The sequence below is a fragment of the uncultured Aquimonas sp. genome, from assembly GCF_937888285.1.
In the GTDB taxonomy this organism is placed as follows: Bacteria; Pseudomonadota; Gammaproteobacteria; order Xanthomonadales; family Xanthomonadaceae; genus Aquimonas.
The window spans coordinates 1-23,522 of the sequence record NZ_CALART010000025.1 but is presented as its reverse complement, the minus strand read 5'-3'; the positions used below and the strand labels follow the sequence as shown (position 1 = coordinate 23,522).

General features: G+C 63.5%; 18 protein-coding genes. 11 read left to right on the top strand and 7 right to left on the bottom strand.

The genetic code is table 11. The annotated features are described in order from the left end of the window. The coding region (locus tag Q0654_RS07375) for a TIGR03747 family integrating conjugative element membrane protein (protein ID WP_298852216.1) at positions 1-443 on the top strand (443 nt) is incomplete at its 5' end. A 91-nt stretch (positions 444-534) separates the two neighbouring features. Here the strand turns inward: Q0654_RS07375 and Q0654_RS07370 are convergent. The 7 genes from Q0654_RS07370 to Q0654_RS07340 all read right to left on the bottom strand — a co-directional run bounded on the left by Q0654_RS07370 (position 535) and on the right by Q0654_RS07340 (position 14,740). Continuing rightward, positions 535-3,162, bottom strand: coding sequence for an AAA family ATPase (locus Q0654_RS07370; protein ID WP_086077277.1), 2,628 nt, complete (start codon positions 3,160-3,162; stop codon positions 535-537). Positions 3,163-3,276: 114 nt separating this feature from the next. Beyond that, positions 3,277-6,015 (bottom strand): DEAD/DEAH box helicase family protein, encoded by a 2,739-nt coding sequence (locus Q0654_RS07365; protein WP_086077276.1) that lies wholly within the window; start codon positions 6,013-6,015, stop codon positions 3,277-3,279. Further along, complete coding sequence (locus tag Q0654_RS07360) at positions 6,015-7,823, bottom strand: site-specific DNA-methyltransferase (protein WP_086080898.1); 1,809 nt, start codon at positions 7,821-7,823, stop codon at positions 6,015-6,017. The genes Q0654_RS07365 and Q0654_RS07360 overlap by 1 nt, the downstream gene beginning before the upstream one ends. Positions 7,824-7,835: 12 nt before the next feature. Further along, on the bottom strand, positions 7,836-9,836 hold the full coding sequence (locus Q0654_RS07355; protein ID WP_086077275.1) for an ATP-binding protein: 2,001 nt from the start codon (positions 9,834-9,836) through the stop codon (positions 7,836-7,838). After that, complete coding sequence (locus Q0654_RS07350; protein ID WP_086077274.1) at positions 9,836-11,602, bottom strand: AIPR family protein; 1,767 nt, start codon at positions 11,600-11,602, stop codon at positions 9,836-9,838. The genes Q0654_RS07355 and Q0654_RS07350 overlap by 1 nt, the downstream gene beginning before the upstream one ends. Further along, complete coding sequence (locus Q0654_RS07345; protein WP_086077273.1) at positions 11,602-14,481, bottom strand: SNF2-related protein; 2,880 nt, start codon at positions 14,479-14,481, stop codon at positions 11,602-11,604. The genes Q0654_RS07350 and Q0654_RS07345 overlap by 1 nt, the downstream gene beginning before the upstream one ends. 58 nt (positions 14,482-14,539) lie before the next feature. Continuing rightward, the gene (locus tag Q0654_RS07340) at positions 14,540-14,740 is read right to left on the bottom strand and encodes a helix-turn-helix domain-containing protein (protein WP_009397209.1); all 201 of its coding nucleotides are present in this window, start codon (positions 14,738-14,740) and stop codon (positions 14,540-14,542) included. 224 nt (positions 14,741-14,964) lie between these two features. Here Q0654_RS07340 and Q0654_RS07335 point away from each other — a divergent pair, with 224 nt between their 5' ends. The 10 genes from Q0654_RS07335 to Q0654_RS07290 are packed head-to-tail and all read left to right on the top strand — an operon-like array spanning position 14,965 to position 23,438. Continuing rightward, entirely contained in the window at positions 14,965-15,318 is a 354-nt protein-coding gene (locus tag Q0654_RS07335) for an RAQPRD family integrative conjugative element protein (protein ID WP_086077272.1), read from the top strand. Beyond that, entirely contained in the window at positions 15,315-15,548 is a 234-nt protein-coding gene (locus Q0654_RS07330) for a TIGR03758 family integrating conjugative element protein (RefSeq protein WP_086077271.1), read from the top strand. The genes Q0654_RS07335 and Q0654_RS07330 overlap by 4 nt, the downstream gene beginning before the upstream one ends. A gap of 22 nt (positions 15,549-15,570) precedes the next feature. Further along, complete coding sequence (locus tag Q0654_RS07325; protein ID WP_033470526.1) at positions 15,571-15,939, top strand: TIGR03745 family integrating conjugative element membrane protein; 369 nt, start codon at positions 15,571-15,573, stop codon at positions 15,937-15,939. A gap of 12 nt (positions 15,940-15,951) precedes the next feature. Further along, positions 15,952-16,362, top strand: coding sequence for a TIGR03750 family conjugal transfer protein (locus tag Q0654_RS07320; protein ID WP_086077270.1), 411 nt, complete (start codon positions 15,952-15,954; stop codon positions 16,360-16,362). Continuing rightward, entirely contained in the window at positions 16,359-17,033 is a 675-nt protein-coding gene (locus Q0654_RS07315) for a PFL_4703 family integrating conjugative element protein (protein ID WP_086077269.1), read from the top strand. The genes Q0654_RS07320 and Q0654_RS07315 overlap by 4 nt, the downstream gene beginning before the upstream one ends. After that, positions 17,030-17,935, top strand: coding sequence for a TIGR03749 family integrating conjugative element protein (locus tag Q0654_RS07310; RefSeq protein WP_086077268.1), 906 nt, complete (start codon positions 17,030-17,032; stop codon positions 17,933-17,935). Before Q0654_RS07315 ends, Q0654_RS07310 begins: the two co-directional genes overlap by 4 nt. Continuing rightward, positions 17,925-19,388 carry a TIGR03752 family integrating conjugative element protein gene (locus tag Q0654_RS07305; RefSeq protein WP_086077267.1) on the top strand — a complete coding sequence of 488 codons (1,464 nt, stop codon included), beginning with the start codon at positions 17,925-17,927 and terminating at the stop codon, positions 19,386-19,388. Before Q0654_RS07310 ends, Q0654_RS07305 begins: the two co-directional genes overlap by 11 nt. Further along, complete coding sequence (locus Q0654_RS07300; RefSeq protein WP_086077266.1) at positions 19,369-19,803, top strand: TIGR03751 family conjugal transfer lipoprotein; 435 nt, start codon at positions 19,369-19,371, stop codon at positions 19,801-19,803. The genes Q0654_RS07305 and Q0654_RS07300 overlap by 20 nt, the downstream gene beginning before the upstream one ends. Further along, on the top strand, positions 19,803-22,685 hold the full coding sequence (locus Q0654_RS07295; protein ID WP_086077265.1) for a conjugative transfer ATPase: 2,883 nt from the start codon (positions 19,803-19,805) through the stop codon (positions 22,683-22,685). The genes Q0654_RS07300 and Q0654_RS07295 overlap by 1 nt, the downstream gene beginning before the upstream one ends. A gap of 12 nt (positions 22,686-22,697) precedes the next feature. Beyond that, positions 22,698-23,438 (top strand): thioredoxin domain-containing protein, encoded by a 741-nt coding sequence (locus tag Q0654_RS07290; RefSeq protein WP_086077264.1) that lies wholly within the window; start codon positions 22,698-22,700, stop codon positions 23,436-23,438. Positions 23,439-23,522 lie beyond the last annotated feature (84 nt).

Here is a 23,522-nt window from a genome sequence, read left to right as displayed (position 1 = left end):
GCGGTCTGCTGGACTGGATACGCGACGCCTCGGCGCAGGCCAGCGCCGGCAGCCATCGCCCGACCAAGGATTTCCGCTACTACATCGGCCTGGTCTACGTGAACGTGGAGAGCTACCTGATCGCGGCGGCCTACACGACGCTGGTCTTCCTCGTGCGGCTGCTGGTGCTTTGCCTGACCCTGCCGCTGTTCCTGATGGCCGCCTTCGTCGGGCTGGTGGACGGCCTGGTGCGCCGGGACATCCGCCGCTTCGGCGCGGGCCGCGAATCGGGGTTCATCTATCACCGCGCCAGGGCCAGCCTGATCCCGCTGGCCGTGCTGCCGTGGGTGACTTACCTCGCACTGCCGGTCAGCGTGAACCCGCTGCTGATCCTGCTGCCCAGCGCCGCATTGCTCGGCGTGGCGGTGTGCATTGCGGCGGCGACGTTCAAGAAATATCTGTAGCTGCAGCCCTGCGCCAGATCAGATGAACGATGCCACAGTTTCGGTTCTCTGCTTCGTCAAGTACTCCAGCATCGGCGTGAACGAATACATCTCAAGCAATCTTCTTCTGCCTGTCTCGCAGAGACGCGGCCCAGTTCTTCAAAGCCTGGATGTCCTGAAAAAGATCAGCAGGTGGTGGCGGCACGGCATTCCTACCGCTGGATGGATCGTGTGCGTCAACAATGTCGCAGCACTTCTTGAATCCGGCGGCAAAAGCATCGCAGTCAGCCTCGGTGAGCGCACTGACCTTCTTCAGGTCCCTGGCGTTGATGTAGTCCCTATGGCGTTGAATAACGCGGACGAAAGCGATGTCCTCCAGGCCGCGCTCCCATGTGGCGCGCAGCGAGTTGTAGAGCTTTGCCACCTCGACCGCGTACTCGTCTTCCTGGTTGTTGTCATGCAGCAGCTTTGCCGCACGTGCAGCCTTCTCCAGCTTGTCGATGCGATCTTCGACGCTCTGGGCCTTCCAGGGCAGGCCGTCGGCTACCATACCGGCTCCCGCGGCGCCACGACTGAGCGTCGTGAGCCGCACTGCCCGCCCGGTCTTCGTCGCGTGGTCATTCAGATCGTTCACGAACACCAGATCATGCGTGAAGACGATGACCTGACGGTTCTCCGCTTCTTCCACGAGACGCTTGGCCACCTGCCCACGCCAGCGATGGTCCAACGAGGACACCGGGTCATCGAAGACCAGAGCAGAGCGGTGCATCGCGGTGGCAAGCTCGGTCATGAAGGCGGCCAGCGCCACGCAGGTCTTTTCCCCTTCGCTCAGGATTTCGTGGACCTTGGCATCCGGCTTTGCGAAGAGGCGCACCTGATACTGCGGTGAGCCGTACTTGCCGCCGGAGCGCACGATTTCGACGCGAACCTTCGAGGCCGCAAGCCTGACGATCTCTTCCTGAAATCTGTCGCGCAGCCGAGGCGTAATCACGGTGTCGGCAATGTCATTGCCCATCTTGGTGATAGTGTTCGTCGCCGTGTCGCCCGCACACTCGGTCAGAAACCGGATGGTCTTCAGCCGCTGGATTTCGTCAGTGACGACCGGCAGCATGCCGGCGAGCAGTGCCCGGTCGCTCAGCTCGGCGAAATCGGCTTCGAGCTTCTTGCGTTCATCCGCGTCAGCGGATTTGCGCAGCTCGGCGGCGTAGCTGCGGACCGTGGTCTGAAGCTGGCCGAGATCGGGCAGCGGCGACAGTGGAACGGGCGGAAGCTGTACCTCGCCGTTTCCGCCCAAGGCTTTGAGCAGAACGTGGCGCCGCAGCCGGGCTGCGGCGATGAAGCGGCGCGTCTGCTGCTGCAGCAGCTGATTCTGGAGGCCCAGCTCGTCGAGACTGGCCTTCACCGCCCGCGTGCCGATTGCCCCGGCAGCTATGGTCTGACGTGCGGTCTGAGCCGCCTTCTCTGCCTCGCGTGCCAGCTGTTCCGTGTCCTCCTGGATGAAATCCTCAAAGCGCGCCATCCGTGCACGTGCCTCAGCTTTCAATGGCTGCTGGCAAAGCATGCAATGCGCGTCTTCGGCCGACGGCGGAAACGGCTGTCCGGGGTATGCGATCTCCGTCGAGTAGCGGCGGGCGGAATCCCAAAGCACCCGCCATGTCTCGCCGCCGACCCCGGCAAGGGGTTCGCCCGTGAAGGCCTTCTCCGCGGCAAGACGTGCAGCGTCCCGTTTCGACCGTGCGTCCCTGGCGAGGGCAGCGGCTGCCAGAAGCTCCTCATCGGTGGTTCTGGCTTCAACGCTGTTCACCGCGGTAATCAGCCGCATGACGTTGTCGGCTTTGACGGTCTGTTCCGCCGCTGCCTTGGTCGGATTCTTCGACAAGTCTTCCCGCAGACGCTCAAGACGGGCGCTTTCGTCTGCCGAGAGCGCCGCCAGGGCTTCGATCTTCTTTGCGTCTGTGTTGGCGTTCAGCGCGGCAAGCGCCTTCCCCACGGCCGTGGTGGCCTTCCAAGTCGGCGCCGCAAAGATCGGATTGCGGGCCTTCTCAAGCTGATTCTGTTCAGCTGCGAGGGCATCCTTCACCGCCTGACAGGCTGCAGCAAGCTCATCCGGTACGTCCAGACCAAAGGGCCGGAATGCAACTTCGTTCTTCTCGCGGATATGCACTGAGGCGCAGTCGCTATCGAACACGCTCACTGCAGACAGCGTTGCATGCGGATTTGCGCCGTTCTGCCACTGCTCGACCGGCTGCGGCACACCGCCGACCCCGTACGCGATGTTCGCGCCGACGCGCTTCGGGGGCTGATCGGCATACACATTGGGTTCGATTTTTCCGGCATGCCTTGCACGACATGCGCGCTTCAGGATGCGTGCATAGCCGGACTTGCCCGCACCGTTGTCGCCGTAGATGATCGTAATTCCATCCGGCTCGAAGCCGAGGGTCTGGCCGGCGGCAAGGTTGTTCACGCCGGTCGCGTCGGCGATCGACAGAAGCGATACCGCAGCGATCTGACCGGGGTTGGCCGGAAGGTGGGCCTTCTCCAGCGGTACCGCTTTCAGCGCGCCTACGGGTACAGCTTTGCCCTGTTTGCAAAGGTCCACGAGTTCGCCGATATCGGCGTCCGTCAGACGGCCGTTTGCGATGATGCGGCGCAGGGCGTCACGCTGCCAGAGTGGACGATCCTTTGACCAGTCCAGAATCGTTTCCAGGACGGTCTTTTGCGGTGCGGCGGGTTTCTGCATTTCTTGTTCCTCTTCCCTGCCGGTTCATCATGCCCGTGAAGCGGCGATTTCCCGCCGCCTGGGTGCCTTGCCGGAATCGCTTTTGCTCACCGAAGTCGATCAAGGGCAGCTCAACTACGTCTTGACCTCAAAGCGCAGGTAATCCGCGAGCCGTTTCGACTCGCTGACTTCGTCATGAGGCACCAGCAGGTACTTCCAGGGCTTGGTGCCAACGTTCGCCGCGTGATCGGAAGCGTGCTTGCACCACCGCATGGCGGCAGCGGCCTTGACCTGAACCTCCTGCGTGTTGATGTCGGCACGTGCCTTCGTCTCCACCATGAAGATGGTCGCGTCCGTCTCGGCCACGAAGTCGGGGATGTATTCCGGCTGCTCGGCGCCGAGCTTGTAGTAGATCTGGAACTGCCCCTTCGCGGGCTTGAGCCACTTCGTCGCGTCGCGCTCCAGGATGATGGCGAAGCGCCGTTCGGTATCCGAGTCGAACTTCTGCAGCGGGTACAGACAACGCGCGAAGCCACCGAAGAGCATCTGCTTGATGCGACTGGTCTCGGTCACGGTCTCCCGGAAGTGGTGGGCCGTCTGGCCTGCCGTGGCGGTGTAGTTGCAAGGCTTGAGTTCAGTGAAGCCGCGACTGACCTGAACCTCGTACTCAGTCGCCTCCTCCCAGAAGTGGGCCATCATCTGCGCGTGGATTTCCCGTGCGATCAAGCGGCGGTCACGATCGAGGACGCTGATGGCCTCGTCCTCGGACAGATAGCCGCGCAAGTGTTGCACCATCTGGCCCGCGAGGTCGTAGAGCAAATCGGCGTGGGTGAAGTAGTCAATGTCGTCGAAGTCCACCAGGGCGTGGACGATGTAGTCCTCCGGGCGCTGTTCCCGCAGCCCGACTTCGGCGGCCAGGGTGAACTGCTCGTTCGTGCGCAGCATCTGACCGACGATCTCACGCTGGCCAGGCTGGAGATGGAGCTGGCTCAGGTCCAACTTGAAGGCGTGGAAGCCCGTCGTGACCTCGCCAGTTGGCACCACCGCGATGCGCGGGATGTCGATGGTCTGCTGCACCACGATCTCGGTGGTCTTCGCCACCACAGCGGACAAGTCAAGTGCGGGGACTGATTCATCCGCGCCCGCCAGCAATTCGCCTTGTAGGGGTTTCAACCGCTCCGTCACCTCCGCCAGGATTTCCTTCTGCACCTCGGGTCTCAGCAGCGCGCTGCTGGTAGGCACCAGATCGCGCCTGATCTCGTACTTGCCAATGACGTCCATGACCACGCGCGCGGCCTGCTTTTCCGCCTCGGTGGTGAACACCGGGGCCGGCGCGGCGGTGGCTGTCGCTCCATTGGCGACACCTGATGGGCCCGTCTGCACGACCGGCGTGTCCGTCAAACCGAGGCGAGCCGCTGCCCCCGACTCGACCTGCACGCTAACCTTCTTATCGTCGGCGCTCGGTGCATCGAGGATGACCTGCTTCAGGCGAATCGGCGAGTCGCCTCGGTTGGCCTCGTCGATGATCTCCTGGAACTTGTCGTGCGCGACGATGTTCAAGCGATCCACCGACGCGACGCCCGTGCGCTTGCCGTAGGGCAGTCGCAGGCCACGTCCGATGGACTGTTCGATCAGCGTGCGGGCATTCGCCGCGCGCAGTGGAACGATGGTGTAGAGGTTGGTCACGTCCCAGCCCTCCTTGAGCATGTTGACGTGAATCACGATCTCGGTCGGCTCGTCCACGCTCTCCACGGCCAGCAGGCGCGTGATCATCTCTTCTTCCTCCGCGCCGGTGCGGCTGGAATCGACCTGAATCACCTTGCCCTGGTAGCGCCCCTCGTAGAAGGCTCCCGACTCCAGAAGCGCCAAGAGTTGCGCCGCGTGCGTGGTATCGCGAGCGATGACGAGCATGAAGGGCTTGACCGGCTTGACGCCGTTCTCGCGGGCGTAGGTGAGCAGCTCGACCTTGGTCGTCTCGTGCAAGCGCACGCCGTCTTCCAGTTTGGTCTTCTCGATCTCCTCGGGCGTGTGGGCCTTGGCGTCGAAGTTGCGCTGTGTGACCACGGCAGGCTCCTTGACGAAGCCATCCTCCATCGCCCGCGCCAGCGGGTAGTCGATCACCACGTTCTTGAACGGCACAGGACCTCGGCTGGACTCGACGAAGGGCGTCGCTGTCACCTCCAGACCGAACAGCGGCTTGAGTTCGTTGATGGCGCGCACGCCGGCGCTGGCCCGGTAGCGGTGCGATTCGTCCATCAGCAGCACCAGGTCAGACAGGCTAGCCAGGTGGTTGAAGTAGCTGTCGCCAAGCACCTCCCGCATGCGCTTGATGCGGGGCTCTTTGCCTCCGCGTACCTCGGAGTTGATCTTGGAAATGTTGAAGATGTTGATGCGCACGTCGTGGGCGAAGCCCATCGATTGATCGCCTACCGCTGCACCGGTCTGGTCGTAGTTGTCGCCGGTGATGATCAGCGGCGGTTGCTGCGCGAATTCGGCGATACCCTTGAACACGTATTTCGGCGTGTTGCGCGTGAAGTCCGTGATGAGCTTGTTGTAGATCGTCAGGTTGGGCGCCAGCACGAAGAAGTTGTTGATGCCGTGCGCAAGATGCAAGTAGGCGATGAAGGCTCCCATCAGGCGCGTCTTGCCCACGCCCGTGGCCAGCGCGAAACACAGCGACGGGAACTCGCGCTCGAAGTCCTCCAGCGTGCTGAACTCGGCCTTCAACGTGGACAGAATGGCCGAGACATCGCGCTCGTGACCCAATAGCTCAGGCGCAGCATCGAGCGCGCGAGCGAGCTTGATAAGGGACTCGGCCTGGGGCAGGCGGAGAGACAGACGGCCGGTAACGGCGTGCAGGACGCGGGTGCTCATTATTCGTTCTCCCCAAACAGGCCGCCCTGTCCCGCGTTGGCGAGGGCCGCATTCTTGTTCTTGTTCTTGATCTTCTTGCTGCTATCGACCGTGGCCGCAGCCTCGGTCTTCTCAATCTCCGCCATTGGTAGGTTGATCACATTCAGGCTGTAGTCGTCACGGCCCCAATGGCAGCGGGCCAGCACCATCTTCGGGATCTTCTTCAGCGTCAGGTTCGGCCAGCGCTCTGCCGCTCTGGCCGCCGTGACTCCGTGGAAAGCGGCGCAGCACACCAGCAGGCTCCGCTCCGGGCCGACTTCATCGGACAGCGCCTGCAACTGCTCAGCGGACAGGTTCTGCGTGGTGACGTAGATGAAATCGCGCTCGCTGGAGTGGCCGTGCTGCCACCAGTGCGTTTCCGACGGAGCGTAGGCAAAGCCTTCCAGCTTGGCCAGCGCCTCGGCCAGTTGCGCAGCGTTGTATTCTGGATTGATGACCGGGTTGCCCCAGCGGTCGTTGACGATCAGGCTGGGGGCAAGGCGGTAATAGCGGAAGCCGCCGCCGCCTTTCCAGCTCATCGCTGCAGTGACACCTGCCGGGTCTTCGCCATCGATCACCTTCTTCAGGCGGGGAATCACGTGGGAGTGACAATGCTCGCCCAACTCCACCATGATCCAGCGACGCCCCATTTTGTGGGCGACTGCCCCAGTCGTTCCAGAGCCAGCAAAAGAATCAAGAACGATGTCGCCAGGCTTGGTTGCCAGATCAAGACATCGCTTGATAAGCCCCTCGGGCTTTTTTCCTTTTGGGAAGTTGATCCCACCTTCGTTGTGGAGATTATTGGAGAGAATGTCATCCCATAGGCTGGTCAAAGGCTCACCAGCCACGTACTTCCCGTCAATGAACTTGAGCTTATCCGAGTAGAAGAGGATTCGCTCTCCATTGACGAAGTACATATTCGAATGAGATTCGCGTTCTAGCAGCAAGACTTCGCCGGATCGAGCCTTCGATCTGTCAATCATCTCCCGCGCTTCACTGCTAACGGCGTTGTAGTCTGGCCGTGCGAGACGAACTACACGCTCCGCATTCTTCATCACAAACTCGGAAAGCTGCTCCTCGTACAGATCCCCAAAGGTCTTCTTGAGGCCGCGTTCCGGCATACCGAGATTCATTGCGAACGCGCTAGCAAGCGTGACAAATCGCCAACGAGAGAAGGGCTCTTCGTAGTTTTCGATGAATTGCCCATAGCGCTTGTCCCGCTCTGCACGGGCCGTGAAGACTCGATTGGGCGTCCACAACGATTTATTCTTTGCGTAGATCAGAATGAAGTTAGTGGTGCTCACAACGCCTGGATTGATTGCCTTGTGGCCGGTAGCTGATCCTTGCTTGAAGGTCACCACTGAAACCCGATTCGCCCGCCCGAACACTTCGTCCAACAACGCGATCAGGTATCCGAGCTCGTTATCGTCGATGTGCACAAACATCGTTCCGTCATCGGACAGCAATCGCCGAAGAGATTCGGCGCGATCGCGAATGAGTCCAAGCCAAATGGAGTGCTCGTATCCATCGTCGTAGTGCTCAAATGCCTGTTGCGTATTAAAGGGCGGGTCGATGTAGATGCACTTCACCTTGCCTGAGAACTCCTGCTCCAGCGCCTTGAGCGCCAGCAGGTTGTCGCCGAAGATCAGCCGGTTGTCGAAGATGTCGCCATCCGACACGCGATGCGTGGCGTGATATGACTTCTCGGGGTCTTCGAGCAGGATGCGGGGCTCCAGCTTGGGCCGCTTCTCCTTCCCGATCCAGGTAAGTTCTAGTTTTTGTTTGCTCATGGTCATGCCACCTTAATGCTTGTGCAGTCCAAGCTTGTCAAACAGGATGCGGTTGCGGCGTTCTGCATCCTTGATGAGCTTGTCGTAGGAGAGAATTTCGATATACCCGTTGCCAGTCGCCAAAGGGGAGAAATACCCTTCGTTGTCGGCGGTGCGGTGGTAACGTCCGAATACTTGTCGATGCAAAGACGGCATTAAATCAGCGATGAGATACCCGGTGTACCGCAGGCTGGCGGGATTGATCTGCCGCCCATCAACGTCAGTGACGCCCCCTTCGGAGATTTCTCGGAATCGTTGGATGATCTGATCAGCGGGGTCTTTGTCATAATTGTCCCGCCCTGGCCGCTTGAACTCGATGATGACAACACCACCACCAGGCAGGCTGTCTGCCTCAGCGACACCGATGGGTGTGTCATAAAAAAATGCAAAGATGTCCGGCTCGCGGCCCGAGGTGTCGTCCAGCCCAGCGACGCTTTTCAGCTTTTTGTCTGATGTGAGCAGGGTGTGATAGCACAGCCGCTCGTCAATCACCCAGAGGTTCTGCTGCTCGAAGAAGATGTCCTTCGAGGTCGTCCCCATGGGGAAGATCATCTTGTGCAAGACTCGTTCGAGCGGGTATTTGTCATCCGTGCGTTTTTTCTTGAGGCTGTTGTTCACCAAGTCAAGGATCGTTCGGCGGTGCGCAATATAGGCAGCAAGCTGGGCCTTGCCGATTTCGTTGGCCTTTTCCGCGATTTCCTTAAATTTCTCTTGGTACTGTTCGAAGGTTTCGGTTTCGAAGAGCGCCGCGACATGCTTGGCCTCTTTGCGAATGTCGTCCTCGATGGTGCGCTTCACATGCAGAAGAGCTTCGTCCAGCTTGTCTTCAGACAGGCCTGGCTGAATCTTTTGCTCGATCACTTCTTTGTAGCGAGGGTGCGTGAGCGCCCTGTACTCGGGGGCTTGCTCCACAAATTTCTCGATTTGAGCCCGCTTTTCTTCGTTCGTTGACTTCAAGTCGCCCGAGAGCAGCGGGCGCAACGCGCCCGCAATACCCTGGTGCAGGGCGCGCCGGGAGACGAGCGACTGCTCAAGTTCGGGTTCCTCATCGCTTTGGAAAGCGATGCGCGTGCGCTCTTGGTTGGCATGGTCGTCCAGGTATTCCCCGGTGACCAGCACGATCAAGGTGTACGACTCCTGGTCCCCGTCGATCAGCCTTTCGGGAAGCTCCGGAAGCAGGTCACGCAGCTTGCTTGTGGTGACTTCCCGCCCGTTCGCACACAAATTGAGTTCGTGGCGCGAGCGTCCGTCTCGGTGGCGATAAGCCTGCAAGGCGAATGTATGGCCGGAAACCTCAAAGAACTGCTCTTGGATGTGCGCCAGCACGGTGGACTGAAACAGGGCATGCAAGTCAATCGGAGCGTGTCCAGGAGACTCCAGAGCTATCGGAGGGCAGGAGCGGGCCGCAAACCGGATCAGAAAGTGCGCAATGATGCGTTCAGCGATGGTCTCGGGCTGGGTAGGCCACCCAGCCCGAAACTTGTCATCCATGCCCCGCATGGAGGTATGCGTGCCACATGCCTCTTTGACTTCAGACGTGGTGTCTGCACCTTTCAGTTCATCTTGGATGCTGAAGTCGAACTCGCGCAGCAAAGCCTTACCGTCGCGTTTGAAGACGCTGCGGATGTGTACGGATGAAAAGACCTTCAGGAAGGTGAAGCGTCCGACACCTCGACCACCGACCTTCACCTTGGAAAGCGTGTGTGCCTCCTGAAACGAGGCCAAATTCTTTTCGTTGAAGCCAACGCCATCATCAATGACATCAAAGCCGTCCACGACCAGAGTCTCATCGCCAGCTTGATGAGCAAGATCGGTAGAAGCTACCAGCCGGATGCGAATCAAATGATTGCTGAAGCCGTCTTGATGCTCTTCGATTGCATCGACGGCATTCGAGATAGCCTCGTAAAGAGGCATCATTGCCTTGGACTGGGAAAGCTCCAGTCGATCCACCAGACCTTTGATGTTTGCTTGCACTATTGATTTCCTCCCTGGCTCTGCTGCGCCAAGGCCGCCATCAAACGGCCTTTCACGGTTCGACAGTCCGTTTTGTTCTCAAAGATGCTGCGCGCCTGCTTGTTCCACTGCGCGCCTTGGACGGCACTCACAAGGCGCTCGGAAACAAGATCGACTTCGCGTGAAATCGCTGTCATCTCATCCTGGGTCAACGCCAGCATCGGTCCGTTTTGAAACTGAAGCCGGATGAAAATGACGTGTAGAACCAGCCAAGCGCCGTGATTGAGAATCTCTCGTGCAGGGAGTGCCCCCGCTGGCAAGTTGGCGGGATCACCTTCGGCAGTGGCTCTGGCGCGGACTTTCTCTACGACCACTCGGCCGACTTGGGCTATCCGCCACATTTGCCTTGCCGTGAGGGAGTCGGCGAAGAGCCGTTCGTAGGAATGGCGTAAGGGGTCGGTTGCTGATACCAACCCCTCCCGCCCAAACAGCTTCTTTTTGTCGGCCTTGGCGGCGGTCACGTAGTCCTGCCAGTCGTTCGTGGTTACGGTGCAAGCCAGGAATGGCGCAAGTTCACGCGCGCTGAAGCAGGTCGGCGATAGCGGCGGATCGTCGTCCCCCTGCTTGACCAGATAGGTAATGCCCGCCATCTGCAAGGTCTGCTGCCACATGGCCTGCCGTTCATCGAGCGCGGCAAAGTCTTCCAGCTCTACGGCATTCTGGCGGTTACGCGATTGGGTGACACGATCGCCAAAGCCATCAGGCGCGTTCTCAAGACAAACGAAAGTCGCCATGACTATGGTGGGATGTGCATCGTAGTGGGCCAGTGGCTCGCGGGCTATCGCCCCAACCGTCTGCGCACCGTTGATGATGGACAGGCCTCGAATGCGAAACGTGCCAGTCTGCCGATTCGGGTCGCGGGGGTGCTGCTCCGTTATGGAGTCGCAGAGGAAGGTGACGCCGTTATTGAAGTAGAAGAAGTGCTGTGCTTCTTGTCGAATCGTCTCGGTTAGTCCAGCATTGACGGTGGTCGTGCCCTTGAACCGGCGAATGTTCCGATCAACCAGATGCTCCTCGTGTGCCGCCCAAAGATCGGCGAGCCGCTTGGCGTCCATGCGCCCGTAGAACGCCCGGTAGGGCTCTTGCGTGTGACCGAAGTCCTTCAATTCGACTTCGGCTTCTATGGGCTGGGCCGAAACCCCGTCCAGATGCAGATCGTGAAGGGTCGTGAGCCCATAGGCATGGCATCGAAGAAAGCCCGGATTTGCGCCATTGAACGCACGCTCCAAGTCGGCAAAGATGTCGCGCCGATCATCGGATACCGCCGTGCCGGAATAGGCCAGCACGACTTTGACCCTGCAGATACCGCTGTTCAACGCATTGGTGATTGCCGCTTGGCGGCTTTGCAAGGCGTTGTTGAAACGATTCCAGCGTCCTTGCAGAAGGTCGGTTACGCCGTCCCGAAATTTGGATACCTCGCCGAGTTCCGGCTCGCCAGTGCCTGACTCTTTGTACTTGGATTGGACCAGCCAGATCGTCTGATCCGTTGAAACGAATACTGAATCGATTCCATGATCCTGACCACCATCGATGCTGGCGGCCACGGACTCATCGAGATTGGCGCCGGCGTCTTCATGCAGGACGAATGCCGCAATTGCCTTGGACAGAAAGTTGCTTCGCCGAGATTCTGGCGTGTTCCCTGTTCCCGTGATTCGGGTGGAGTAATCTGCATCGAGTTTCTGGCATAGCAGATCGAGTTCGAGGGGCCGAGCGACAACTGTTGCCATCAGACCAGCTCCCATTCGACGGCAAACAGCGTGCGCTCTTCCACCTGCTGCTGGAGCTGCACTTCCAACTGACTGATGAGGTCATTTCGCTGCGCTTCGACTTCGTCCTGCCGGGCAAACAGCTCCCGGCGCAGTTTGCTACGCTTGCCTTCCAGCTCACGCTGCTTCTTCTGCCACGAGAGCTTTTCTTCGAGGGTTGGTGAGGTCGCGGCCGTGCGGCGTACCTCCTTGATCTCGCGATCGATCTCCTTGATCTCCTGCTCCAGACCCAGCTTCAGGTCGTCCGCCCAGGCGTCCAGCTTCTGGACTTCCTGCTCGAAGTAACCGAGGTTGCGCTCGTTGACATCGCGCAGGAGTGCTGTCTTGCGGGTCTCCACGTCGGCCAGCAGGGTGGCGTCAGGGGCGTTGAACAGACTGGCTGCTTGCGTGGTCGCGGGCAGGCGCAACAGTTTTTCCGGGTCTACTTCCGCGAGCACGACGCCGTCGGTCGTGCCCGCGGCAACCAGCAGATGCTGCTCCTGGTTGCCGAAAGTCTCGACCGAGATCAGCTTCACGGTGAGCCATCCGGCCTTGCCGCGATAGGCTTCGAGGGTGCTGATCTTTGAACCGTAGGCGTTGTAGTCGAAGACGAGTCGAGCCCCGTCGAGTACGCGAGCCTTGGCCTGCTCGATGCCCCATCGCGCCAGCGGATGATTGATGCGGTATAGATGCGCGTCGCCGGAGCGGCGGGGCAACTCGTAGCGCCCCAGTTCGATGCCCGCGAGACCGCCATGGTCGGTTCCAGTCGGTATGTGGCGGAGATCGAAGCCGTCGTCATCGAAGGCGGCGCAATGGACCAGTTCCGCGCGGGTCAGGTCCATCAGCATGCGCTCGAAGCGATTGCGCGCGTTGCGGCTGTCGTCTGCCCGCATGCGCAGCTTCTCCTGCACCTCCTCATCAAAGTTCTCAAGCAAGACCTGCCGCGTCTTGACCATCGCCTCGTTGATCTCGCCGGAGAGGTCGAGCTGGAGTTGCTCGAAGCTGGACTTGATTTCTTCGGGCTCTCGGCAGTTCTGGTAGATCTCGGCGATACGCCGCTCGAAATCGACACCGGAGCCGATGGCGCCGAGAACTTCGTCGCTGGCCCCGAATACACCTTCGAAGAGCTGGAACTTCTGCGACAGCAGCTCGTACACCCGTGCATCGGCCTCATTACTGCGGTCGACGAAGTTGACCACCACCACGTCGAATTTCTGACCGTAGCGGTGGCACCGTCCAATGCGTTGTTCGATGCGCTGCGGGTTCCAGGGCAGGTCGTAGTTGATGACGAGCGAGCAGAACTGGAGGTTGATGCCTTCGGCCCCAGCCTCGGTGGCAATCATGACCTTGCCGCGCTCCTTGAAGTGCTCGACCAAGGCTGCGCGGGTGTCGGCGGTCTTGGAGCCGGTGATGCGGTCGGTGCCTTCGTGGCGTTTCAGCCAGTCCTTATAGATGGCCTGCGCGCGCTGGTCGCTGTTGGTGCCGTTGAAGAGCACGATGCCGTCGCCGTATGGCGTGTCGGCCAGCAAGTTGAGGAGGTATTCCTGCGTGCGCCTGGACTCGGTGAAGATGATGGCCTTTCTGGCCGCGCCCAACCGATCCAGTTCGGCGAAGGCGCGAACCAGCGCAGTGAGTAGCGCATTACCCTTGGCGTTGTCACGGATGTTGGTTGCCAGCGTTTTGAAGTGGCGAAGCTCCTCTATCTCCTGCGCGACGGCATCACGCTCGGAGCGGTTCGTTGCCTCTTTGCCCGGCTCTTGGTCCTCCCATTCGTCGGCGGTCTCGTCGAGCGACTCGTAGTCCTCGTCCAGTTCTTCGGCGAGATCGGGAACCACGGGAGCTTGATCCAGCACGCCCTGGAGACGCTTGGCCATTGTCTCCAACGCACCCGCAATCGCGTGCGTGCTGGAAGCAAGCAGCTTCCACAGCACGAGTGAAATCAGTTGGCGCTGCCCGTCGGGCAGGGCCTTGAGGTTGGGGCGGCGCAGATAGTCGGCGACGAGCCTGGAAAGTTCCTGCTCTTCGCTCGATGGCGTGAACTCCTCGACGATGGCCCTGCGTGCTGTGTACGAAACGTAGGGCTGAACCTGTTTGCGCAGGGTGCGCTTGCAGATGGGGGCCAGCCGGTCACGCAGGCTGCTGAAGGATTGCTCTCTGCCAGTGAACTGCGAGCGGAAGCTATCAAGGTCTCCGAACACGCGGTCATCGATGAAGCTGACCAGCCCATAGAGTTCGAGCAATGAGTTCTGCAACGGCGTCGCGGTCAGAAGCACCTTGGAGTGAACGCGCGACAACGCCTCCTTGAGGGTCTTGGCGATGACATTGCTGGTCTTGTAAACGTTGCGCAGGCGATGCGCTTCGTCGAGCACGACCAAGTCCCAGTCAATGCCCTTGACGTCGTCGGCCTTGGCCTTTGCGAACTGGTAGGAACAGATGATCGGGCCGGACGCGAACAAGAATGGATTCTGCCGCTCCTGCTTGCGGATCGCGTTGTAGTTTTTGGCTTCAAGGATCAGCCCTTGCAGGCCGAACTTGTCCTGCAACTCCTGGTGCCACTGCTTGCGCAGGTTCGCCGGAACAATGATGAGCATCTTCCGTCGCCGTTCGGCCCAGCGTTGGGAGATGACCAAACCGGCTTCGATGGTCTTGCCCAGACCAACCTCGTCGGCGAGGATCACGCCGCGTGAGAGCGGGTTGCGGCAAGCGAAGAGCGCGGCCTCGACTTGATGAGGATTCAGATCGACTTGCGAATCGACCAAGGTTGAGGCCAGCGACTCCACAGAGTCGCCCGCCGCGCGTCGGGTCAGCAGCCAGGCGAAGTACTGGCTCTGGTGCGGCGTTAGAAGCTGCTGTGTTGTCAACGGCGATCCCCCCCTTGTTCTTTTCCGGATGCGATTCGGTCGCTGACTTGGCGCACGCTCACTCGGCCTCCGGCTTCTTCTTGCTGATGCTTTCGGCGATCCACCGATCCAGCTCCGAGCGGCGAAAGCGCCAGGTACCTCCAAGCTTGAACGCCGGAATCTCTCCTTTCTGGGCAAGGCGATAAACCGTGCGTTTCCCGGCTTTGAGGTAGGCCGCGACCTCCTCCAGCGTGAGGATCTCGCTCTCGACTTCAGTCATCCGGAAACCATCCGATTTGGCCTTTCGTAGCCTTGGATTGCCAAGTTTAGCCAATTCTACCAGGCCGCGGTAGGCGCTGGCCAACTCCGCAATCCGGGGAGCCTTGCGCAGTTGATGGCCAGTTCGGCCTGGGAATCCGGTCAACCCGTAGTTCCCATTCCCTGCGGCGCAAAGCGAGAGCGCGGCACAGCATCTGGCCATCCGCATCAACGGGGAATGGCTCGATGGGACAGACCAACCGCCGCGCATCCGCATGGCCTTCGCTGGCCGTGCTGCTGGCCGTGTCGCTCTCGGCCCTGCAACCCGCCATTGCCGACGACACCCCGGAGCGTGAGCAGCTCGCCGCGCTCGCGCGCCAGCTCGACCTGATCGACCGACTGGTCGAGCACGCCACCACCACCGCGCCGCAGGCGCGCGCCCGCTACCACTTCGACTACGCCCGGCTGCGCGCCGACCTGAAACGCGTGCGCACCGGCGTGCAGGACTTCCTCGTGCCTCAGCGCGCCCAGCCGCGCGATCCCGTTCCGCTGGCCGGCGACTACCTGCGCCGCGACGAACAGGAGGAGCCCTCGCCATGACCGCCGAGCAGATCGCCGCCTTCCAGGCCAACGGCGGCTTTGCGCCTTCGGCGGTGTCCGTCGTGGTGCTCGGCTTCGTGTTCGCGGTGCTGCTGTTGTGGGGCGTGTGGGCCATGCGCACGGCCTACGTGGGCTGGGCCGAGAACCGCATCAACCAACGTCAGTTCCTGGGCGTCTGCATCCGCTTCGTCGCGATGTACCTGGTGCTGACCTTCTTCCTCCTCTCCTGACCACCACGAAGGGCCATCGATCATGCACACGCCTCCGACTACTTCTCGCGTTCCCTCGCGCATCGCCGCGCTGCTGGCGCCGTTGGCGCTCCTGGGACTGCCGCCATCCGCGTTCGCGCAGGGCCTGCCGACCATGGAAGACCCCTCGCGCGGCCAGGGCAGCGGCATCCTGCAGACCTTGCAGAACTACGGCTACGACATCGTGCTGCTGATCGCGCTGCTCGTGGTCGCCTCGATGTTCGTCGGTGTCTGCTATCACGCCTACACACGCTACTCGGAGATCCACACGGGCCGCGCCACCTGGGGCCAGTTCGGGCTGACGGTCGCCGTGGGTGCGATCCTGTTGGTCGTCGGCATCTGGCTGCTGACCAAAGCCACCGGCGTGCTGTAAGGGCTGCACGTGATGGCCACCCCCGCGGAGACAGCGCGCGATGCGCTGGTGACGTTCCTGCCGCACCGGCTGAATCGCCAGCCGGTGGTCGTGCGCGGACTGACCGCCGATGAGCTGTGGATCTGCGCTGGCCTGTCGGCGGCCGCCGGGCTCGTGCTCGGTGTGCCATTGGCCTGGCTGACGCGCAGCATTGCCATGGTGCCTACGCTGATCGTCGCCGGCATCGCGCTCGGCGTCTTCGTCGGCGGTGGCTTCCTGCGCAGCCAGAAGCGCGGCCGGCCCGACACCTGGCTGTACCGGCAGCTTCAGTGGCGGTTGACCTTGCGCTATCCAGTGCTCGCCGCTCACCTGGGCGGGTGCCGTCTGATCATCCGCACGGGCTGGTGGAGCACACGGCGCACGGCCCACCGAGGTGCGGCATGAGCCGTTTCAAGAATGAGGTCGCGCACCTGCAGGCACACGTGAAGACGCTGCGCCTGGGCGGCGCGGCGCTGTTTGTGGTGGCGCTGCTGCTCGGCTTCGGCTGGTGGAGCGCGCCGCGCGATCTGACCATCCACGTGCCCCCCGACCTGCGCTCGGGCAGCGTGCGCAAGTGGTGGGACGTGCCGCCCGAGAGCGTGTACGCGTTCAGCTTCTACATCTGGCAGCAGGTGCAGCGCTGGCCCACCAACGGCGAGACCGACTACCCGCGCAACCTGCACGCGCTGTCGGCCTACCTGACGCCGAGCTGCCGGGCCTTCCTGCAACAGGACTACGAGTACCGTCGCGCAAGCGGCGAGCTGCGGCAGCGCGTGCGCGGCATCTACGAGATTCCCGGCCGCGGCTATGGCGACAGCCCCAGCACGCGCGTCAAGGCGGTCTCCGACCGCGACTGGATCGTCACGCTGGACGTGAGCGCCGACGAGTACCACGGCTCCGAGCAGGTCAAGCGTGCCCTGGTGCGCTACGCCCTGAAGGTTGTGCGCATGGACGTCGATCCCGAGCGCAACCCCTTCGGCCTGGCGCTGGACTGCCATGCCAGCGCGCCTCAGCGCATCGAGACGTCGCCGACGCCCGGCGCCGCATCCGGCCACTCGCAGGGAGACTCCCCATGAAACGCCATGCCCTGTCGGCCTTTGCCGGCGTCTTGCTGTGGCTCGCGCTCGCGCCGGCTCAGGCTGTAGAAATCCTGCGCTGGGAACGCCTGCCGCTGGCGGTGCCGCTGGTGGTCGGCCAGGAGCGCGTGATCTTCATCGACCGCAACGTGCGTGTCGGCGTACCGGACAGCGCGGCCGCGCACCTGCGGGTGCAGAGCGCCGGCGGTGCGATTTACCTGCGGGCGAGCGAGCCGCTGCCGCCGACGCGACTGCAGTTGCAGGACGTGGAATCCGGCGCGCTGATTCTGCTCGACATCGCTGCCGAATCAGCGCAGGACGGACAGCCCCTGCTGGAGCCAGTGCGCATCGTGGACGCGCAGCAGTCGCCCGCCACGCGCTACGGCGGCGAGACGGCCAGCGCCACGGAAGCCGCCGCGCCGGATCGGCCAGTGCGCAAGCGCGAAACACCCGTCCCGGTCGTTTTGACACGTTACGCCGCGCAGAACCTGTACGCGCCGTTGCGTACCGTCGAGCCGGTCGCCGGGATCGGCCGCGTGAACCTGCGCCGCGACCTCCCGCTGGACACCCTGCTGCCGACGCTGCCGGTGCAGGCGCGGGCCTTGGCCGCCTGGCGGCTCGAAGACCAGTGGGTGACGGCGGTGCGGCTCACCAACACGGCGGCGCGCTGGCTGGACCTCGATCCGCGTGCGCTGCAGGGCAATTTCGTGGCGGCCACCTTCCAGCACCCGAACCTGGGGCCGGCCGGCCACGCGTCCGACACCACCGTGGTCTACCTGGTCACGCGCGGCCGCGGTCTGGCCGAGGCGCTGCTGCCCAGGCTGAGCCCCATCGACGCCAGCGTGAATCTGCCGCCGTCCGGTGCCGCCGGCACGGCAGGAGGAGCGTCCTATGAAAAGTAACCCGCTGCTCAAGTGGCTGCTGATCCCCGTGATCCTGCTGCTGGTGTTCGTCGGCATCAAGCTGTTCTCCGGCCCCGCCGGCCAGCGGCCCGCGCTGTCGGGCACGGCCAACCCGCTCACGCCCGAGGAGATGAAGGCCCTGGGCATCGAGGGCGACACGCCGCGCGACACGGTGGCCACGCTGGTCGCGCAGGTGAAACAGTTGCGCACCGAGCTGCAGACCGCGCTGGGCGACAACCGGCAGCAGAAGACCGAGAACGAGCGCCTGCGCACCCGCGAGAGCGCGATCGACCAGCGCATCCAGACCGCGCTCGAAAGCGAACGCAGCCGCTTGCAGCAGGAACGCGAGCAGGTGGCGAGCGAGAAGCAGCAGACGCAGGGGTTGCTGCAGGATCTGCAGCAGCGGCTCGATGGCCTCTCAGGCAAAGGCGGCCAGATCGACCTGCCCGTCGGGCTGGGTCTGGAAGAAGGCGACGGCAAGCGCTTCGGCAACGATGACGGCAGCGGCGCAGGCAACGGCACACACTGGGTCGAACCAGGCGATGCCAAGACCGATGCCCGCAACAGCAGCAAGGAACCGAGCTTTCCGCTGAGCTTCGGCCCGGCGCAGAAAACCCTGTCGGCCGCCGTGGAGTCCGTCGCCGACGCCGGCGGGCGTGCGGTGGTCGGCGCCGTGGGTGCTACCACGACGCCGTTCTACACGGTGCCGCGCAATGCAACGCTGATGGGTTCGGTGGCGATGACGGCGCTGATCGGCCGCGTGCCCATCGACGGCACGGTCAATGACCCGTACCCCTTCAAGGTGCTGATCGGCCCGGACAACCTGACGGCAAACGGCATCGACATCCCCGACGTGGCCGGCGCCGTGGTCAGCGGCACGGCCTCTGGGGACTGGACGCTTTCGTGCGTGCGCGGGCAAATCCGTTCGGTCACTTTCGTGTTCCACGACGGCACCATCCGCACCGTGCCCGAGGACGGCAACCGGGACCAGCGCGGCGGGCAAGCCAGCGCCAACAGCACGACGAGTGCCACGCAAGGCGGCCTCGGCTGGATCAGCGATCCCTATGGCATTCCCTGCGTCAGCGGCGAGCGGCGCAGCAACGCGCAGCAGTACCTCGGCAGCCAGGCGCTGATCACCGCGGCCGGCGCGGGCGCGGCCTCGCTCATCAAATCCGACAACGGCAGCGTCGCCGTGGTCGCCAACGGCAACGGCTCGCTCGGCACGGTCGGCATCGGCGGCAACGAAGCGATGGGCCGCATCCTGGCCGGTGGCGTGCGCGACATGGCCGATTGGGTCAACAAGTTGTATGGCCAGGCCTTCGCGGCCGTCTACGTGCAGCCCGGCGCCAGGGTCGCCGTACATCTGGAGCAGCCGCTCCACATCGACCACGACGCCCAGGGGCGTCGGGTGAGCCACCGCATCGGAGAAGCCCATGCCTCGGACCTGGATTGACGCGGCCGCCGTGTTGCTGGCGGCTGCCTTGCTCGGCGGCTGCGCGACCAGCAAGGAGAAGTTGCTGCCCCACGGCCACAACACCATGCTCGACATCTGGCAGCAGGAGACCGGCGGCGGCGAAGGCAGCGGCCCCATCGCACGGCAACTGCTCGACGCACGCCAGAGCCTGCGTCGGCCGTTGACCGAAGCCGACGTGCAGGCCGCGCCCGCCGTGCAGGAGCGCTACACGCGCACCGCGGGCAACGAAATCTACCGGCAGTTTCATCGCCTGCCGAATCCCGACCTGGTGATGTACGTGTACCCGCATCTGACCGGCACCGACCCGGTGCCGGTGCCTGGCTACAGCACGGTGTTCCCGTTGTACCAGCGCGTGCAGTACGCAATGCCCGGCGAGCGGGTGGAGGACTATTGATGGCCTGGTCGCTGCCATGGCCGCGGAAGGCGGCCCCGTCGCCCGCCGCAGGGGCTCGTGCAGCCGACGCCTGGGAACGGCATTTGTCGACGCTGGCCGCACAGGGCATACCCGAGCCCGGCGGCGCGCTCGCCGGCCAGCGCCGGCCCGCGACCCAGGCCGACCACGACGCGCTCTACACCGTCGCGCCGTCGTTCGCGGACATGCTGCCGTGGGTCGAGTACCTGCCGGGCTCGAAGATCATGCTGCTCGAAGACGGGCAGTCGGTGGCCGCGTTCTTCGAGCTGCTGCCGGTGGGCACTGAAGGCCGCGAGCTGGCCTGGCTGTGGCAGGCCCGCGATGCGCTGGAGAACGCCCTGCAGGACTCCTTCGACGAACTCGATGAGAACCCCTGGGTGGTGCAGCTCTACGCCCAGGACGAAGCCGATTGGAACCACTACCTGAGCAACTTGGCGGGCTACGTGCAGCCGCGTGCGCAGGGCAGCGCGTTCAGCGAGTTCTACCTGCGCTTCTTTGCCCACCACCTGCGCGCCATCGCCAAGCCGGGCGGGTTGTTCGAGGACACCACCGTCACCCGTCTGCCGTGGCGCGGCCAGGTGCGGCGCGTGCGCATGGTGGTCTACCGCCGCACGCCCACGGCCGCGGCCACGCGGCGCGGCCAGTCGCCCGAGCAGGCGCTGACCACGATCTGCGACCGCCTGGTGGGCGGGCTGGCGAATGCCGGGGTGAAGGCCCGGCGCCTCGGCGCGGCGGACATCCACGCCTGGCTGCTGCGCTGGTTCAATCCACATCCGACCCTGCTCGGCCCGAACGCCGAAGACCGCGAGCGCTTCTATGCGCTGACCCGCTACCCCGACGAGCCCGAGGAGGGCGAAGTCGAACTCTCCAGCGGCACCGACTTCGCGCAGCGGCTGTTCTTCGGCCCGCCGCGCTCGGATGTCGAGCAGGGCCTGTGGTTCTTCGATGGGCTCCCGCATCGCGTCATCGTGATGGATCGCCTGCGCACGCCGCCGGCGACCGGACACCTGACGGGCGAGACGCGCAAGGGCGGCGACGCCATGAACGCGCTGTTCGACCAGATGCCGGAAGACACGGTGATGTGCCTGACCGTGGTGGCGACACCGCAGGACGTGCTGGAAAGCCATCTCAATCACCTCGCCAAGAAGGCCGTCGGCGAAACCCTGGCCTCCGAACAGACGCGCGCGGATGTGCAGCAGGCCCGCGGCCTGATAGGCAGCGCGCACAAGCTCTACCGCGGCGCGCTGGCGTTCTACCTGCGTGGTCGAGATCAGGCCCAGCTCGACGCGCGCGGCCTGCAACTCGTCAACGTGATGCTCAACGCGGGCCTGCAGCCGGTGCGCGAGGAAGACGAGGTGGCGCCACTGAACAGCTACCTGCGCTGGCTGCCCTGCGTTTACGACCCGGCCGCCGACAAGCGCGGGTGGTACACGCAGCTCATGTTCGCGCAGCACGCCGCGAACCTGGCGCCGGTCTGGGGCCGCAGCCAGGGCACAGGCCACCCCGGCATCACCTTCTTCAACCGCGGCGGCGGCACGATCAGCTTCGACCCACTGAACCGGCTCGACCGGCAGATGAATGCGCATCTGTTCTTGTTCGGTCCCACGGGTTCGGGCAAATCCGCGACCCTCAACAACCTGCTCAACCAGGTCACCGCCATCTACCGGCCGCGGCTGTTCATCGTCGAGGCGGGCAACTCGTTCGGGCTGTTCGGCGACTTCGCCGCGCGCCTTGGGCTCGGAGTCAACCGCGTGAAGCTCGCACCAGGCTCGGGCGTCAGCCTGGCCCCGTTTGCCGATGCATGGCGCCTGGTCGATACGCCGGGCCAGGTGCAGACGCTCGACGCCGACGCGCTCGACGAGGACCGCGCCGAAACTGCCGCGGCGATGGAAGGCGACGAGCAGCGCGACGTGCTCGGCGAGTTGGAGATCACGGCGCGGCTGATGATCACGGGCGGTGAAGAGCGTGAGGAAGCGCGCATGACGCGCGCCGACCGCAGCCTGATCCGCCAGTGCATCCTCGATGCGGCGCGGCGTTGCGTGGCCGAGCAACGCACGGTGCTTACGCGCGACGTGCGCGACGCGCTGCGCGAGCGCAGCCGCGATGCCACGCTGCCGGAGGCGCGGCGGGCGCGGCTGCAGGAGATGGCGGACGCGATGGATATGTTCTGCCAGGGCGTGGACGGTGAGATGTTCGACCGTCCGGGAACGCCGTGGCCCGAGGCTGACATCACGATCGTGGATCTCGCCACCTTCGCCCGCGAGGGCTACAACGCGCAGCTCTCCATTGCCTACATCTCGCTCATCAACACGGTGAACAACATCGCCGAGCGGGACCAGTACCTGGGCCGGCCCATCGTCAACGTGACGGACGAAGGCCACATCATCACCAAGAACCCGCTGCTCTCGCCGTACATCGTCAAGATCACCAAGATGTGGCGCAAGCTCGGCGCCTGGTTCTGGCTGGCCACGCAAAACCTCGACGACTTGCCCAAGGCGGCCGAGCCCATGCTCAACATGATCGAGTGGTGGATCTGCCTGTCGATGCCGCCGGATGAGGTGGAGAAGGTCGCGCGCTTCCGCGAACTCAACGCTTCGCAGAAGGCGCTGATGCTGTCCGCGCGCAAGCAGGCCGGCGCCTTCTCGGAGGGCGTCATCCTCTCCAAGAGCATGGAAGTGCTGTTCCGCGCCGTGCCGCCCAGTCTCTACCTGGCGATGGCGATGACCGAGCCCGAGGAGAAGGCCGAACGCTTCCAGTTGATGCAGCAGCACGGCATCAGCGAGCTGGATGCCGCCTTCCGCGTGGCCGAGAAGATCGACCGCGCCCGCGGCATCGAGCCGCTGGCGCTGGATGCATTGGCCTGAAGGAGGAACAGCATGCGCCTGCCTTCGTTCACTCGACGCCATACCCTGATCGCGCTGCTGGTCGCGGCGGTGGCCGCCGCCGGGTGGCTACTCCTGCGCACGCCCGATGCGACCCCGGAGTTCATGCATCCGATCACGACCGTGCCCGAGCCACCGAAGCCGGCCGGGCCGCCGTGGCTGTACGGCCGCAGCGATGCCCGCTTCACGGTGGTCGGTTACGCCGACCTGGAGTGCCCGTACTGCCGGGCGTACTTCCCGACGCTGCAGCGCTGGATCGACGCCCACCGCGAGGTGAACTGGCAGTGGCATCACCTGCCGCTGTCCATGCACGAGCCTGCCGCGACCGCCGGGGCACGCCTGGCCGAGTGCGCGGGCGAGGTGGGCGGGCATGCCGCGTTCTGGCAGGCGGTGGCGTGGCTCTACTCGAACACCCGTGGCGACGGCCAGGGCCTGCCGGAGGGCCTGCGCTATCCCGACCTCACGCCAACCATGCTGGGTTGTCTCGACAGCGATCGCCCCGATGCCGTGATCCGCGCCCAGGCGGTGGAAGCAGCGCAGCAGGGCATCGCGGCCACGCCGGCCTTGCAACTGCGCGATCGCGAGTCCGGCAAGTCCATTCTGCTGCACGGCCCCGTCGAAGGCGATGCTTTGCTGTCGGCCATCGACCTGCTCGCCGCCGGCAACACGACCGTAGCCGAACCCGCCCACTCCCCAGACATGCCCGCCGGCGTTGCCGGTGACATGCCCAGGTAGCCATCGATCTTCAAGGCTACGGCGCGGCTTGTCCGCGTTGATCGAAACCCGTTCGCATCGCATCCCTTGACGCGAACAGCCACC

Coding starts and splice junctions, on each gene's coding strand:
- Q0654_RS07370 (WP_086077277.1), bottom strand. CDS start 3,162: ATGCAGAAACCCGCCGCACCGCAAAAGACCGTCCTGGAAACGATTCTG.
- Q0654_RS07365 (WP_086077276.1), bottom strand. CDS start 6,015: ATGAGCACCCGCGTCCTGCACGCCGTTACCGGCCGTCTGTCTCTCCGC.
- Q0654_RS07360 (WP_086080898.1), bottom strand. CDS start 7,823: ATGAGCAAACAAAAACTAGAACTTACCTGGATCGGGAAGGAGAAGCGG.
- Q0654_RS07350 (WP_086077274.1), bottom strand. CDS start 11,602: ATGGCAACAGTTGTCGCTCGGCCCCTCGAACTCGATCTGCTATGCCAG.
- Q0654_RS07340 (WP_009397209.1), bottom strand. CDS start 14,740: ATGACTGAAGTCGAGAGCGAGATCCTCACGCTGGAGGAGGTCGCGGCC.
- Q0654_RS07335 (WP_086077272.1), top strand. CDS start 14,965: ATGGGACAGACCAACCGCCGCGCATCCGCATGGCCTTCGCTGGCCGTG.
- Q0654_RS07330 (WP_086077271.1), top strand. CDS start 15,315: ATGACCGCCGAGCAGATCGCCGCCTTCCAGGCCAACGGCGGCTTTGCG.
- Q0654_RS07325 (WP_033470526.1), top strand. CDS start 15,571: ATGCACACGCCTCCGACTACTTCTCGCGTTCCCTCGCGCATCGCCGCG.
- Q0654_RS07320 (WP_086077270.1), top strand. CDS start 15,952: ATGGCCACCCCCGCGGAGACAGCGCGCGATGCGCTGGTGACGTTCCTG.
- Q0654_RS07315 (WP_086077269.1), top strand. CDS start 16,359: ATGAGCCGTTTCAAGAATGAGGTCGCGCACCTGCAGGCACACGTGAAG.
- Q0654_RS07310 (WP_086077268.1), top strand. CDS start 17,030: ATGAAACGCCATGCCCTGTCGGCCTTTGCCGGCGTCTTGCTGTGGCTC.
- Q0654_RS07305 (WP_086077267.1), top strand. CDS start 17,925: ATGAAAAGTAACCCGCTGCTCAAGTGGCTGCTGATCCCCGTGATCCTG.
- Q0654_RS07300 (WP_086077266.1), top strand. CDS start 19,369: ATGCCTCGGACCTGGATTGACGCGGCCGCCGTGTTGCTGGCGGCTGCC.
- Q0654_RS07295 (WP_086077265.1), top strand. CDS start 19,803: ATGGCCTGGTCGCTGCCATGGCCGCGGAAGGCGGCCCCGTCGCCCGCC.
- Q0654_RS07290 (WP_086077264.1), top strand. CDS start 22,698: ATGCGCCTGCCTTCGTTCACTCGACGCCATACCCTGATCGCGCTGCTG.